The 14,884-nt window shown below is 44.1% G+C and carries 13 protein-coding genes; 1 reads left to right on the forward strand and 12 read right to left on the reverse strand.

Annotated features, from left to right (window positions below; translation table 11 throughout):
- Window positions 1–137 precede the first annotated feature (137 nt).
- Window positions 138–1,142, forward strand: a complete 1,005-nt coding sequence (locus tag GNG29_RS14830) for an NAD-dependent epimerase (RefSeq protein WP_156654855.1) — start codon at window positions 138–140, stop codon at window positions 1,140–1,142.
- A 42-nt stretch (window positions 1,143–1,184) separates the two neighbouring features.
- On the opposite strand, the gene ugd is transcribed toward GNG29_RS14830, so the two are convergent.
- The 12 genes from ugd to galF all read right to left on the reverse strand — a co-directional run bounded on the left by ugd (window position 1,185) and on the right by galF (window position 14,837).
- Window positions 1,185–2,351, reverse strand: a complete 1,167-nt coding sequence (ugd, locus tag GNG29_RS14835) for a UDP-glucose 6-dehydrogenase (protein WP_156654856.1) — start codon at window positions 2,349–2,351, stop codon at window positions 1,185–1,187.
- Window positions 2,352–2,603: 252 nt separating this feature from the next.
- Window positions 2,604–4,010 (reverse strand): NADP-dependent phosphogluconate dehydrogenase, encoded by a 1,407-nt coding sequence (gndA, locus tag GNG29_RS14840; RefSeq protein ID WP_156654857.1) that lies wholly within the window; start codon window positions 4,008–4,010, stop codon window positions 2,604–2,606.
- A gap of 122 nt (window positions 4,011–4,132) precedes the next feature.
- A complete protein-coding gene (locus GNG29_RS14845) occupies window positions 4,133–5,236 on the reverse strand; it encodes a glycosyltransferase (RefSeq protein ID WP_156654858.1) in 1,104 nt (367 codons plus the stop codon).
- A gap of 20 nt (window positions 5,237–5,256) precedes the next feature.
- Window positions 5,257–6,450 carry a hypothetical protein gene (locus tag GNG29_RS14850; RefSeq protein WP_156654859.1) on the reverse strand — a complete coding sequence of 398 codons (1,194 nt, stop codon included), beginning with the start codon at window positions 6,448–6,450 and terminating at the stop codon, window positions 5,257–5,259.
- Window positions 6,437–7,573 (reverse strand): glycosyltransferase family 4 protein, encoded by a 1,137-nt coding sequence (locus GNG29_RS14855; protein ID WP_156654860.1) that lies wholly within the window; start codon window positions 7,571–7,573, stop codon window positions 6,437–6,439. The genes GNG29_RS14850 and GNG29_RS14855 overlap by 14 nt, the downstream gene beginning before the upstream one ends.
- Window positions 7,574–7,585: 12 nt before the next feature.
- Window positions 7,586–8,359, reverse strand: a complete 774-nt coding sequence (locus GNG29_RS14860; RefSeq protein ID WP_156654861.1) for a glycosyltransferase family 2 protein — start codon at window positions 8,357–8,359, stop codon at window positions 7,586–7,588.
- Window positions 8,349–9,314, reverse strand: a complete 966-nt coding sequence (locus tag GNG29_RS14865; RefSeq protein WP_156654862.1) for a glycosyltransferase family 2 protein — start codon at window positions 9,312–9,314, stop codon at window positions 8,349–8,351. The genes GNG29_RS14860 and GNG29_RS14865 overlap by 11 nt, the downstream gene beginning before the upstream one ends.
- A 4-nt stretch (window positions 9,315–9,318) precedes the next feature.
- Window positions 9,319–10,581 (reverse strand): flippase, encoded by a 1,263-nt coding sequence (locus GNG29_RS14870; protein ID WP_156654863.1) that lies wholly within the window; start codon window positions 10,579–10,581, stop codon window positions 9,319–9,321.
- 72 nt (window positions 10,582–10,653) lie between these two features.
- The gene (gene rfbA, locus GNG29_RS14875) at window positions 10,654–11,532 is read right to left on the reverse strand and encodes a glucose-1-phosphate thymidylyltransferase RfbA (RefSeq protein WP_156654864.1); all 879 of its coding nucleotides are present in this window, start codon (window positions 11,530–11,532) and stop codon (window positions 10,654–10,656) included.
- A gap of 52 nt (window positions 11,533–11,584) precedes the next feature.
- Window positions 11,585–12,484 (reverse strand): dTDP-4-dehydrorhamnose reductase, encoded by a 900-nt coding sequence (gene rfbD / locus GNG29_RS14880; protein WP_156654865.1) that lies wholly within the window; start codon window positions 12,482–12,484, stop codon window positions 11,585–11,587.
- Window positions 12,484–13,569 (reverse strand): dTDP-glucose 4,6-dehydratase, encoded by a 1,086-nt coding sequence (gene rfbB, locus GNG29_RS14885; RefSeq protein ID WP_156654866.1) that lies wholly within the window; start codon window positions 13,567–13,569, stop codon window positions 12,484–12,486. Before rfbB ends, rfbD begins: the two co-directional genes overlap by 1 nt.
- Before the next feature lie 371 nt (window positions 13,570–13,940).
- The gene (gene galF / locus GNG29_RS14890) at window positions 13,941–14,837 is read right to left on the reverse strand and encodes a GalU regulator GalF (RefSeq protein WP_156654867.1); all 897 of its coding nucleotides are present in this window, start codon (window positions 14,835–14,837) and stop codon (window positions 13,941–13,943) included.
- Between the last annotated feature and the right edge of the window lie 47 nt (window positions 14,838–14,884).

Here is a 14,884-nt window from a genome sequence, read left to right on the forward strand (position 1 = left end):
TTGTTTTCGGATTTTCTATAGGAATCCGATGAGGCATAACGAAAATATGATGTTTGGTTACCCTGCGCATCGCGTTATCATACCGCAAATCCGGTATTTAACGCACCGGACATGATGAGTAACAGATGAGGACAGTTATGAAATTTCTGGTCACTGGCGCAGCAGGCTTTATCGGCGCTCATGTCAGCAAGCGGCTCCTGGATGCCGGACATCAGGTTGTGGGTATCGACAACCTCAATGACTATTACGATGTGAACCTGAAGCAGGCGCGTCTTGATCTGCTCACCTCCGCGAACTTTAGCTTCCATAAGCTTGAACTGGCCGATCGCGACGGTATGGCGGCCCTCTTCGCCGCTGAAAAATTCGATCGCGTCATTCATCTCGCCGCGCAGGCAGGCGTACGCTACTCCCTGGATAATCCACACGCCTACGCAGAAGCTAACCTGGTCGGTCATCTGAACGTACTGGAAGGCTGCCGTCACAATAAAGTCCAGCACCTGCTGTACGCATCATCAAGTTCGGTCTATGGCCTGAACCGCAAAATGCCTTTCTCGACCGATGATTCCGTTGACCACCCGGTATCGCTCTACGCTGCGACCAAAAAAGCCAACGAACTGATGTCCCACACCTACTCCCATCTTTACGGGCTGCCAACGACCGGTCTGCGTTTCTTTACCGTTTATGGGCCGTGGGGTCGTCCGGATATGGCGCTGTTTAAGTTCACCAAAGCTATGGTGGAAGGCAAAAGTATTGACGTTTATAACTTCGGTAAGATGAAGCGCGACTTCACCTATATCGATGATATTGCTGAAGCCATTGTTCGCCTGCAGGATGTGATCCCTCAGGCAGACAGTGAATGGGCGGTTGAGTCTGGCTCTCCTGCCACCAGTTCCGCGCCGTATCGCGTTTATAACATTGGTAATAGCTCCCCTGTCGAACTGATGGACTACATTACGGCGCTGGAGGAGGCGTTAGGCATTGAAGCTGACAAAAACATGATGCCGATTCAGCCTGGCGACGTGCTGGAGACCAGCGCGGATACCTCCGCCCTGTATGAGGTCATCGGCTTTAAACCGCAGACTTCGGTGAAGGATGGCGTGAAAAACTTCGTTGACTGGTACCGCGGATTTTACAAGGTATAAGAAAAAGCCCGGCGATAATGCCGGGCTTTTTTAACTGCTGTATCAGTCGCTACCAAACAGATCGCGGGTATAGACCTTATCCGCCACGTCAGAGAGCTCTTCCGCCATCCGGTTGGAGATGATCACATCCGCCTCTTTTTTGAAGGCCTCCAGATCGCGAACCACACGTGAATGGAAGAATTCATCCTCTTTCATCACCGGTTCATAAATAATAACCTGTACGCCCTTAGCCTTAATACGCTTCATGATCCCCTGAATGGAGGAGGCACGGAAGTTATCCGAGCCGCTCTTCATGATCAGACGGTACACGCCCACCACTTTCGGGTGACGCGCCAGAATGGAGTCGGCGATGAAGTCCTTACGCGTCCGGTTAGCATCCACAATGGCAGAGATTAAATTGTTTGGTACGGATTGATAGTTAGCCAGCAGCTGCTTGGTGTCTTTCGGCAGGCAATAGCCGCCATAACCGAAGGACGGATTGTTATAATGGTTGCCGATACGCGGGTCGAGGCACACGCCTTCGATGATCTGACGGGTATTCAACCCAAGGCTCTCTGCGTAGCTGTCCAGCTCGTTAAAATAGGCAACACGCATAGCCAGATAGGTGTTAGCAAAGAGTTTAATGGCTTCAGCTTCTGTCGCATCCGTGAACAGCACGTCAATGTCCTTTTTGATTGCGCCTTCCTGGAGCAGCGCAGCAAAGCGTTCCGCACGCTCTGAGCGCTCACCGATAACAATACGGGATGGGTGCAGGTTATCGTACAATGCCCTGCCCTCACGCAGAAACTCGGGTGAGAAGATGACATTATCGATACCCAGCTCTTCTTTAATCGACTGAGTGAAGCCAACAGGAATGGTCGATTTGATGATCATCACGGCATTCGGATTGATTGCCGTCACGTCCTTGATCACCGCCTCAACGCTTGAAGTATTGAAGTAGTTCGTCTTCGGATCGTAGTCGGTTGGCGTGGCGATGATGACAAAATCGGCCCCGGTGTAGGCATCAACTTTGTCCGTGGTGGCCCGGAAGTTCAACGGCTTGTTGCTCAGGTACTCCTGGATCTCTTTATCCACGATGGGAGAGATCTTCTGGTTCAGCATATCAACTTTGGCCTGCACGATATCCAGTGCGACCACTTCGTGGTGTTGCGCGATCAGGATCCCGTTTGAGAGACCCACATAACCTGTTCCGGAGATTGTTATTTTCATTGAGTTAACTTCTTTAGATTAAGTGTCCGGGAGCGACTACCGCCCCACCGCAATAAGCAACTTTTGGGGGTTTTACCTCGTATGCCGAGTTGATGTCAAGGCGTATGGCTGGCTACAGAAAGGCATAAATACAGTGGTTTATGCTGCGCTCTAGCGTGTCGGTTGAATCAGCCGAGGTAATGCAGGGTATTACACATAAAAAAAGCCCGGTGATGTTCACCGGGCTTCGCTACATGACTGAGTTAAATCAGATTAATCCAGCCACTCGGTGTGGAATACACCTTCTTTATCAGTGCGTTTATAGGTATGTGCACCGAAGTAGTCACGCTGCGCCTGAATCAGGTTGGCAGGCAGCACGGCGGCACGATAGCTATCGTAATAAGCAACGGCTGCAGAGAAGGTTGGAACCGGAATACCGTTCTGTACCGCATAAGCGACGACATCACGCAGCGCCTGCTGGTAATCATCGGCAATCTGCTTGAAGTATGGTGCCAGCAGCAGGTTTGCGATGTCCGCGTTTTCAGTATAGGCATCGGTGATTTTTTGCAGGAACTGAGCGCGTATGATGCAACCGGCACGGAAGATCTTCGCGATTTCACCGTAGTTCAGATCCCAGTTGTTTTCGTCAGACGCGGCGCGCAGCTGAGAGAAGCCCTGAGCGTAAGAGACGATTTTGCCCAGGTACAGTGCACGGCGAACTTTCTCGATAAATTCCGCTTTATCACCGGCCAGTTTCGGCTGCGGACCGCTCAGTACCTTAGATGCCGCTACACGCTGCTCTTTCAGGGAAGAGATATAACGTGCAAAGACCGATTCAGTGATCAGGGACAGGGGCTCGCCCAGATCCAGGGAGCTCTGGCTGGTCCATTTACCGGTACCTTTGTTTGCCGCTTCATCAAGGATCACATCGACGAGGTATTTACCGTCTTCATCTTTCTTGGTGAAAATGTCTTTGGTGATGTCGATCAGGTAGCTGCTCAGTTCACCGTTGTTCCAGTCGGTGAAGGTTTGCGCCAGCTCGTCGTTAGTGAGATTCAGGCCGCCTTTCAGCAGAGAATAGGCTTCAGCAATCAGCTGCATATCGCCATATTCAATACCGTTGTGAACCATTTTTACGTAATGACCCGCACCATCCGGACCGATATAGGTTACACACGGCTCACCATCTTCGGCAACAGCAGCAATCTTAGTCAGGATTGGCGCAACCAGCTCGTAAGCATCTTTCTGGCCGCCTGGCATAATAGATGGGCCCTTCAGCGCGCCCTCTTCACCGCCGGATACACCGGTACCGATAAAGTTGAAGCCTTCAGCTGACAGTTCACGGTTACGACGAATGGTGTCGTGGAAGAAGGTGTTGCCGCCATCAATGATGATGTCGCCTTTTTCCAGATACGGTTTCAGGGAGTCGATGGCAGCATCAGTACCAGCGCCAGCTTTCACCATTAACAGGATACGACGAGGCGTCTCCAGGGATTCAACAAACTCCTGAACCGTATAGAACGGAACGAGTTTTTTGCCTGGGTTCTCGGCAATCACTTCTTCAGTTTTATCACGGGAGCGGTTGAAAACGGAGACGGTATAACCACGGCTTTCGATGTTCAGCGCCAGGTTGCGCCCCATCACTGCCATACCGACGACGCCGATCTGTTGTTTGGACATTACATACTCCTGTCAGGTGTGGTCACCGCGTCATGTACGCGGCTTGAAATGTGGCTTAGATGTTAACTCAACGAATGTTTTTTTTAAAAGATAATTTTTGGATATTAGCAACAGATAATATATTAATTTTTTGTTGTTAATAAGTGTTTTATGGTTTTATCCCAATCATAAAATGCATCATCTTTTTCCAGACTCACTTCATTGAATACGGGTTTACCATTCACTAAATCAACAAACAAATCTGCTAAAGCATCTGAAGAATAAGGGTCAATGAAAGCAGCGCATTCATAATTACCCAAGGTTTCATGTGCATAGGGTAAATCTGCCAATATAATCGGCTTTGCATGCGTCTTCGCTTCTGAAATGGGCAGACCCCATGTTTCCAACAACGATGGGAATATAACAACGTCACATTGGTAATAAGCCTGCTCAACCTGAGTAAAATTTAATATGCCGGTAAAATTTACACCTTCAACATGTCTATATTTTTCAATTAAATGTTTTGCATATTTATTCGTATCTTCAGAAAAAGTTAAGGTGAGCGTTAGCTTGCCTTTATGCTCAGGCAATTTCTCATTGAATAGTGAGAGTGCATCAAGCAATAACTCAAAATTCTTGAACGTTCTGGGTAATGCAGGATAGAACAGATTCGTCGTAGGCTTAGGAGTAAAAGAAGGTTTCAAATCATTAACAATAGGATTAATTGGGCGAGAAACGATATAGCGCTCGGCTCCTACATGGTTTTTTAAATACTCGCCAAACCAACGCTGCTGTACAATAATCGCATCGTTTTTTTTGATATTGATTTTATAAAGCAAGTTATAGAATTTAGAAAAAAGATAGAACTTTGGCTCGTATACTAAATCCTTAAAATTTGCCTTATACACTGTAGAGCAATTATGGCAATAAACATATTGTTTTTTAGCGGTGACATTTGGTGTGATATCGTGCATAGCCAACCACACATCCGCGCCCCATTTTTTACTCAAAGCCTTACATGTCACAAGCTCAAAATGGAGTCTTTTGAGCCAGCTTTTTTTAATGTCTGGAAACTCAATGAATGTGATGTTTTTAAAAACAATATCGTTAAACAAATCTTTTTTATGTACCAATGCATAAACAGTATCATCAGGAGAAGTATTCTTATCTAATGTTATCAATGCATCTCTGAAAACCTTAAGCGTTCCCCCCTCAACAAGATTAACGCCTGAAATGACTATAAACATAAATATTCCTTTCCACCAGATTACATTTTTTTATTTAAATTACGGTACATAAAGAGCGATGACATCATCATAAATACATATGGGTTCAAATACCCGGCACCACGAATATAGAGTGGAATAATAAATGACAGTAAGAAACAATAAGCAAATACATGCTGAGCAGAATAGGTTTTTTTCGAGTTAAACGAAATGAAAGCCTTGATAAATTTAAGCGTAAATAAAATGCAGAAAACTAAACCAATCAGTCCAAACTCAGAAATAAATTTCGAAGCAATAAATGAACCATCATACAAGTTCAAATGTCCGGCGCCTAAACTTTCTAAGACCTTTTGGCTTTCTCCAACCACGCCGTTGTAACCCATTTGCTGGAAGCCTGTACCCAACCCTAAACTTTCAGTGAAGTTTAAAAACGCACGTTCAAGCCCGGAAAGATATACCAGTACAGAAAAGTTGGTAGAGTTGGCAAAACTTAAGCGCGAAGAAAAGTAGGTATAATCATAAGTGAACTGATAAAAAGTCCAGACAAATATTATCAAACATAACGCTATAGCGAAAGGTAAAACCCTTATCTTTTTAAGAGCAATTACGCAAAAGGCCAAACCAACCAGTAAGGTCAAATTCTGTACGGCAAGTGCAATACTAAACGATACGATAAGGATAATTATCGTGGTTGTCCCTCTTGCATAAAATAATGCAAACGAAAAAAATGGCAAAAATATCAAGGCATAGGCAGAGGGTTCAGAGAAAAATATCATGCTTTTATCTTGCACTACTCCGCCAATAATTAGCAGCGCTCCTAACAACCCTATAGCACAAAGAATATAAAACATTCTTAATGAAGCTTTTTTAATAGTGTAGTCCGACAGATAATTTACAGTATTCGCAAAACAAGATGCGAAGTAAACCATAAGCAGTAATGATACAACAGAGAAATACACCTTTATATTAAAGAGTTCGGCAATACCATTAACAAAGAAGCTAGCAATAATATTTAATACCAGCACAAAAAAGACCAGCGCAGTTGCCAAACGACACTCACGGGTTATCCATTTAAAGCGTAAAAAAACGAATAAGACAGTTAATGCGACCAGAGTTGCAAGTGAAAAGTTACCAAGCCCTAATCGATAGTATATAAAATCAGGAGCAATAAACACAAGCATCAAAAATAATAAAAAAGTATTTGTATTGTGAGATTTAAAATTATTTATAGTCATACATTAACTCAATTATTTCTTTTGCCCATGCGTCCCAATTTAAATGACTATGATATCTTTCAAATGCATTACTTGCATAGCGATTATAGTTATCTAAATTATGAATTATTTCATAAATACTGTTCGCGAACGCTTGAGAATCTGTTGGATCATTAATCAGCAATCCAGTTTCACCTTCAATAACAATAGAACTAATCCCGCCTGTATTAGTTGCAACAACTGGCATACCATAAGCAGCTGCCTCACAAAACACCATGCCATAGCATTCAGCGATCGTTGGTAATAAAAGCACATCGGATTTAAGGAGAACATTTTTAAAAACATTCATCTCAGATGGAATGTCTTTATTCAGGCGGCCTGTCACTTCAACCCACTCTGGAAGATCTCTGGTATCAGGGGTACATCCGCAAACAATAAGCTTAGCGGCAATATTTTTACTTTCACGCAAATATTGCACTGCCTCTAACGCTACTTTTCCACCTTTGCGTTCCCAGTCGACGCCCAAAAATAATAAGGTACACGATTTATCATCATCTTTGGTTCTGATTTTTGGATGAGTATAAGGTTCTACTATATTAGCCCCCCAGAGTAATTTTTTAACTTTTGACTCAGGTATGTTGTAATGTTTGACACAAAAATCAGCAGCCCAGTCTGAAGGGAAAGATACTATTGCAGCGTTATTTAAAGCAGCGTTCTCAATCTTACTTCCCTGGTAATGGAAAGAATCATTAATAGAATTAAAATTACTATAATATTTTTTTAGCTGATCGTAAGTTGTGTCTGATAAATATAATATTGGAATGTTGGTTTTTAATTTTGCTATTTGCGTTGAGCCTGCCGGCGCAATAATGAAATCTATGCCTGACAATTTTTTTAATCTTTTATTAAACCGAAACGCATATTCATAAGATAAAATCGAAGAGTAACTATAATCATAATTGATCCCGAATAATTTTAGAACCAATTTAAATGCTTTCAACAATGGCTTAGTAAATGAATTTACGGGACCAAGTACCTTAACGTCAATATTATGCCTTTTAAGCGCAGACAGCATATAATAAGGTGTCCCTGACCAACTACCTGTTGAGGTAGGATCATAAGATGACAGAAATGCAACTTTCATCTAAACGCTCCCCTAAAAAAAGGCTTTTGTTTTAGCACAATATTTAATAATACTTCTCACATGCCAAACAAAATGTTTAGAGAGTAATGATCTATTGGCATGCTGTGCTTTATGTACTGCGCTAATCATCGGGTAATAGATGAGATTTATCCCCTCCACTTTGCTTCTGTAACAAATATCGATATCTTCGCAATACATGAAAAATGATTCATCAAACCCGCCTAGCTTAGCGTAATGATCTGCCCGGAAAGCGAGGAATGAACCGGCTGCCCAATCAACAACACATTTATTATTAATAGAAGCTTTTTCGATAATTGTTTTATTTTGGAAACCAAGATATGAAAGGAAAAAGTCTTTAAATTTTGGAAAATGTCTTATCGAATTATCGTAAATGATTTTTGCATCATCTTTAAATAAATTTATTGTTGCAGCTTTTTCATCATTTTGTTGCATAGCCTGACATAATTCAACAACATCAGTTAAATCAATCAATACATCTGGATTCAAAACAATAAAGTAATCTTCTCCTTTCATATTTAAATGACTTTGACAGAAGTTGAAAACAATATTGTTATTCTCTCCAAATCCACAATTAAATTGCTCATTGATAAAATAAATACATTCTGAATCTTTTTCATTTAATGAGGAATGTATTTTGTTATTTTTAACGACAAGATTAATATTCTTATAATTTTTAACTTGTTCAAGAATCCCACTTTCACGAATCATATCGTCATGACCATGAGATACAATGGAAATAAATATTTTACTTTGATTATTTTCCATGTTGTAATTTTTTCCTACCAAAACTAAAAATAATGAGAAGACATACAATCATCTTGTTGAATTCTTTTCTTCTGGCTCTATTAAAAGCAACACCGAACAGAGATAACCATACTGTGATAAAGCATTGAGGATAAAACTTAGCAGTTACCAGAAGTCGGTTCCTGATGGAGCAAAAATCAGCAACTTTACTTTTACCGCCGCCTGTGCTTGCACCTTCTTTATGATAAACAATGCTGTCAGAGCAAACACCCAGTTTGAAATTAGCCTTTCTCGCCCGCAAACAAATATCTAATTCTTCATAATATAAGAAATATTCTTCATACATTAAACCAATTTTATCCAGACACGCTTTAGTGAAGAACATCGCCGCGCCTATGACATAATCGATTTGCTGAGCAACAACTTCATCATTATATTTAGCATGTGCACTTTCACCGATGCCATACTGTTTTGTTGTACACAGCCATTTATTATGTAATCCACCTAAGCCTTGCTGCGTTTCTCTGTCATCAAAATATACTAACCGAGAACCACATATACCAAGGCTTGAGTCTTTACTACATTTATCAACTAAATATTTAAGTGCGTTGATATCGACTTCTGTATCATTATTCAACACCCATACATAATCGGCATCATCCTGGTTAAGCGCAAACTTCACGCCCAGATTATTTCCACCAGCATAGCCGCGATTATAATCTGACTGAATGTAAATTATTTTTTCATCATTCTTAACTTTATAAGTGTTAATTTCTTCCGTCGTAATTATATTGGCCTGACGCTTATCACTGGCCTTGCTAATCACTTCGTTTTTTATCGTGGTATATGAGTCATCCGTTGATTTATTATCTATTATAATAATTCTAAATTTATCATAATTCATTTGGAGTAAGCTATTGACGCACTGGCATGTGTCCTTCGCCCCATTCCAGTTTAATACTATTACATATACCATTACTTTACCTTTGCGTCTTCATAAGAATATTACATCTATGGCTCATATAATACAAAAGCATAAAATCAACAATAACTCTTGCAGTCCATAAAAAGGCAACACCAACAATTCCGAATTGCTTAGTAAACACAAACAATAAAATCATATACGGAATAAATTCTAGCATATGAATATAAGCTGTATATTTTGCCTTGCCAAAGGCTTGTATATTTGCAAATGGTATTTGTGAAAAGCAATTAAAGAAAAAGCCAACAATCATAATTTGCAATATTGTTGACGAGGCCCCTGCAAATTGACTACCCATCCAGATAGTTAATATTTTCTCAGCGAAAATATAGACGAAAATACATAAAGGGAGACAGATAAGTGTCATCAGCTTGTAGGCGTTCTTCTGATGCGTAATAGACTCATCGTAATTATTCAAGCGGCTAAGTTTTGGGAAAATAGCTTTGCCTAATGAGCCCGGTATTATAGACAATCTGTTTACAAGTTCATTTGGCACAGTATAAAAAGAAATTTTCGATGCGCCCGCAATATTTGATAAGATGAATCTATCCATGCTGATCAACAGCGGCGATATAATGTTACTAACGGTTACCCACCCTCCGTAATAAAACATACGTTTTAAAACAGATAGTGAAAAATAGCTTATGCCTAAGGTAATTCTTTTCCTGACGTATAAATAACTTAATAGCAGGCAGATAATCCTAGCCAAAGCTATCCCTAACACGGCAAAAAAAAGACTCTCCTGATAGAAAACAAAGCAGACAGGCAAACCAGCAATAAGTGAATTACCAATGCTCTTTTGAATGTTTAAATGCCCAAAATATTCACGCCCTTCAAGTTCGGCGAGGAATATTTGCGTCACTAAGAACACAGGAATAAGTAAAGCAAGGACGACAATTGAACGATATACATCGGAATAATACTGGCTGCTAATATTAAGCAACGTGATAATATTATCTCTGAAAAGAAATAACGCCCCTCCACCTAACAATCCTAATATAAAAATAGCAACGAGCGATGTTATGATAACGGTATTGCTGTCTGATTTATTCTCTTTTAACAGCGCTATTTCTCTTACAACAGCTCTGGTTAAACCTGCATCAAATATGCTTGCATATCCAATAACTATCATCGACAACGTATACAGCCCAAATAATTCAACGCCTATCTTTCGTGCGATAATTCCAAATGCTGGAATGGCAATCAACGTCGGGATTGCATACCCTGCCATATTCCATATGCTGTTTTTCAAAAGTGACATAATTTAGTAATTTCTATTCATAAATAGTGTTTTATTGTAACCCTTTCTGAATTGGCCAATTGATTTATTTGGTTAGTAACCTTTAAGCATTTTCAACAAATATTGACCGTAAGCATTTTTCGCTAAAGGTTTCGCAAGGTCTTTAACCTGCTCCGCATCGATGAAGCCTTTACGGTAGGCGATCTCTTCCGGACAAGCCACCTTCAATCCCTGGCGCTCTTCAATGGTTGCAATGAAGTTACTCGCTTCAATCAAACTTTGATGCGTTCCCGTATCCAGCCAGGCAAAACCACGGCCCATCATCGCAACGGAGAGATGGCCCTGCTCCATATACAGACGGTTGATGTCAGTGATTTCCAGTTCGCCACGCGGGGAGGGCTTCAGACTCTTCGCCATTTCCACCACGCTATTGTCATAGAAATAAAGACCGGTTACGGCATAATTACTTTTTGGCTCAGCCGGTTTTTCTTCGAGACTGACAGCCGTGCCTTCTTTATCAAACTCAACAACACCATAGCGCTCCGGATCGTTCACATGATAAGCAAAGACGGTAGCTCCGCTCTCTTTGTTTACAGCGGAGTCCATTAACTTCGGCAGGTCATGGCCGTAGAAGATGTTGTCGCCCAACACCAGCGCACAGTCATCGTCACCAATGAACTCTTCGCCGAGAATAAAGGCCTGCGCCAGGCCGTCCGGGCTCGGCTGGACTTTGTACTGCAGATTAAGGCCCCACTGACTGCCATCACCGAGCAACTGCTCAAAGCGAGGCGTATCCTGAGGGGTACTGATGATCAGAATGTCACGAATACCCGCCAGCATGAGCGTGGAGAGCGGGTAGTAGATCATCGGTTTGTCATAGATGGGCAGCAGCTGCTTGCTGACAGCCATAGTGACCGGATACAGACGAGTTCCTGAGCCACCGGCTAAAATAATCCCTTTACGCGTTTTCATTTCATCATCTCTATATGTGCAAAATGCCCGTAAACGGGCATTTAATGTAAGGTCAGACCGCAGTAGTCGTAAACAGCTCAGCCAGCATTCGTTTCACCCCGATATCCCATTGAGGTAATACGAGGTCGAAGTTCTGCTGGAATTTCTCAGTATTCAGACGGGAGTTATTCGGACGGCGTGCAGGGGTAGGATAAGCGCTCGTAGGCACCGCGTTAAGCTTTGTAATCGCCAGTTCAATACCTGCTTCACGCGCTTCGTCGAATACCAGGGCGGCGTAGTCATGCCAGGTGGTCACGCCACCCGCAACCAGATGATAGAGTCCTGCAACTTCAGGTTGTTTCATCGCCACACGAATCGCATGCGCTGTACAGTCTGCCAGCAACTCAGCTCCTGTCGGTGCGCCAAACTGATCGTTGATGACCGACATCTCCGTACGCTCTTTGGCGAAACGAAGCATGGTTTTCGCAAAGTTATTGCCTTTACCCGCGTAAACCCAACTGGTGCGAAAAATTAAGTGGCGGGCGCAATTTTCCTGCAAAGCTTTCTCACCGGCCAGTTTGGTTTCGCCATAGACATTCAGCGGCGCAGTGGCATCTGTCTCCCGCCATGGTTTTTCGCCGTTGCCCGGGAAAACATAATCGGTGGAATAGTGCACAACCCAGGCACCGATTTTGGCGGCTTCTTTGGCAATGGCTTCAACGCTTGTAGCATTCAGCAACTGCGCAAATTCTGCCTCTGACTCGGCTTTATCTACGGCGGTATGGGCAGCCGCATTCACGATGACATCAGGCTTAATGCGACGGACGGTCTCAGCCACCCCTTCAGGATCGCTGAAATCCCCGCAATACTCGGTGGAGCGAACATCCAGGGCAATCAGATTACCCAGGGGCGCGAGCGAGCGCTGTAGCTCCCAACCCACCTGCCCTGTTTTGCCGAACAAAAGGATATTCATTACTGACGTTCCCCATAGTTCTGCTCAATCCAGGACTGGTAGTTGCCACTTTTCACGTTCTCAACCCATTCGTTATTAGCCAGATACCATTCCACCGTTTTGCGGATGCCGCTCTCAAAGGTCTCCTGCGGCTTCCAGCCCAACGTCTGGCTAATCTTATCGGCATCGATAGCATAACGACGGTCATGACCCGGACGGTCAGTCACATAGGTGATCTGATCGCGATACGACCCCTCTTTAGGCACGATCTCATCCAGCAAATCGCAGATGGTATGCACCACATCCAGGTTCTGCTTCTCGTTGTGTCCGCCGATGTTGTAGGTCTCGCCTGGCTGCCCCTGGGTTACCACGATATAGAGCGCGCGAGCGTGATCCTCAACATACAACCAGTCGCGGATCTGATCGCCCTTGCCATAAATTGGCAGCGCTTTCCCCTCCAGCGCATTGAGGATCACCAGCGGAATCAGTTTTTCCGGGAAGTGATAAGGACCGTAGTTATTGGAGCAGTTGGTCACGATGGTCGGGAAACCGTAAGTACGTAACCATGCGCGAACAAGGTGATCGCTGGACGCCTTCGAAGCAGAGTAAGGGCTGCTTGGAGTATATGCCGTTGTTTCAGTGAATAGCGGCAGTGCTGCCGAGGCAGGATGCTCGTCCGGGTGCGGTAGATCGCCATAGACTTCATCCGTGGAGATGTGATGGAAGCGGAAGGCTTTTTTCGCCTCTTCGTCAAGCGTAGACCAGTATGCACGGCCCGCCTCCAGCAGCACATAGGTACCGACAATATTGGTCTCGATAAACGCAGCCGGTCCGGTAATGGAGCGATCAACGTGGCTTTCTGCCGCCAGATGCATCACCGCATCAGGCTTATGCTCGGCAAAAATACGGTCCATCGCCGTTTTTTCGCAAATGTCCGCATGCTCAAAAGCGTAACGTGGGCTGTTGCTCACGTCAGCAAGAGATTCCAGGTTACCGGCGTAGGTCAATTTATCGACATTAACGACTTCGTCCTGAGTGTTTTGAATAATATGTCGGACAACCGCAGAGCCGATAAAACCGGCACCACCAGTAACAAGAATTTTCACGCGTTATTTTCCGTTAAATGAATATTTCGGGATAGTGACGACTGCCGCGGCCTTTAATCGCAAGGCAGAAATCAGACACGCTACCGCCCCTGGCTTTACAGCTACCAGTGCACTGAACGTTGTCGTAAATGAGGTAATTCACCGCCTGACCCCGGCAAAATCGCGACAGGGTAGCGTTCAAGTCAATTAATAATTGTCGTCTTAAATGCTTGCAGAAACAAGGGAAAAAAGCAGGCTAACAACACAAAAAAGCTGCAATTAATTCACTGAAATTTAAGGGCAAATTTAAAAAAAGAAAACGGCAGTGTCATTCTCATGGCCAATAACGCCTGGAATGATCCACTGCCGTTTAGTCAACGACCAACCAACCGTTAGTCGTTGGTTAAGAGTTTTTTCATGCTTTCCCGGAACTTCTGTCCCTCTTTCAGGTTACGCAGGCCATACTGTACAAAGGCTTGCATGTAACCCATCTTTTTACCGCAGTCGTAGCTGTCCCCGGTCATCAGCATCGCATCGACTGACTGCTTCTTCGCCAGTTCAGCGATAGCATCCGTCAGCTGGATACGATCCCAGGCGCCTGGCTCGGTACGTTCCAGTTCAGCCCAGATTTCCGCGTTCAGCACATAGCGGCCGACGGCCATCAGATCGGAATCCAGCGTCTGAGGTTGATCCGGCTTCTCGATAAATTCAACGATACGGCTGACTTTACCTTCGGTATCCAGCGGCTCTTTGGTCTGAATAACGGAGTATTCAGACAGATCGCCTTTCATGCGCTTCGCCAGCACCTGGCTACGGCCCGTCTCGTTGAAACGCGCCACCATGGCCGCCAGGTTATAGCGCAGCGGATCGGCAGAAGCATTGTCCAGAATGATATCGGGCAGGACGACCACGAACGGGTTATCCCCCACTACAGGACGCGCGCACAGAATAGAGTGGCCCAGCCCCAGCGGCTGCGCCTGGCGAACGTTCATAATGGTCACGCCCGGTGGGCAGATGGACTGCACTTCCGCCAGCAGTTGACGCTTAACGCGCTGCTCCAGGAGGGCTTCAAGTTCGTAGGAGGTGTCGAAGTGGTTTTCCACCGCATTCTTGGAGGAGTGCGTAACCAGAACGATTTCTTTGATCCCTGCAGCAACAATCTCGTCGACGATGTACTGAATCATCGGCTTGTCAACGATCGGCAGCATCTCTTTAGGAATGGCTTTTGTGGCCGGGAGCATATGCATGCCCAGACCGGCTACCGGAATGACTGCTTTCAAATTAATCATATTTCTTCCACCTTAAAATGGTTGCCGAATTATAGCCCTTTAGCCTG

The sequence above is a fragment of the Leclercia sp. Colony189 genome (assembly GCF_009740165.1).
Classification (GTDB): Bacteria; Pseudomonadota; Gammaproteobacteria; order Enterobacterales; family Enterobacteriaceae; genus Enterobacter.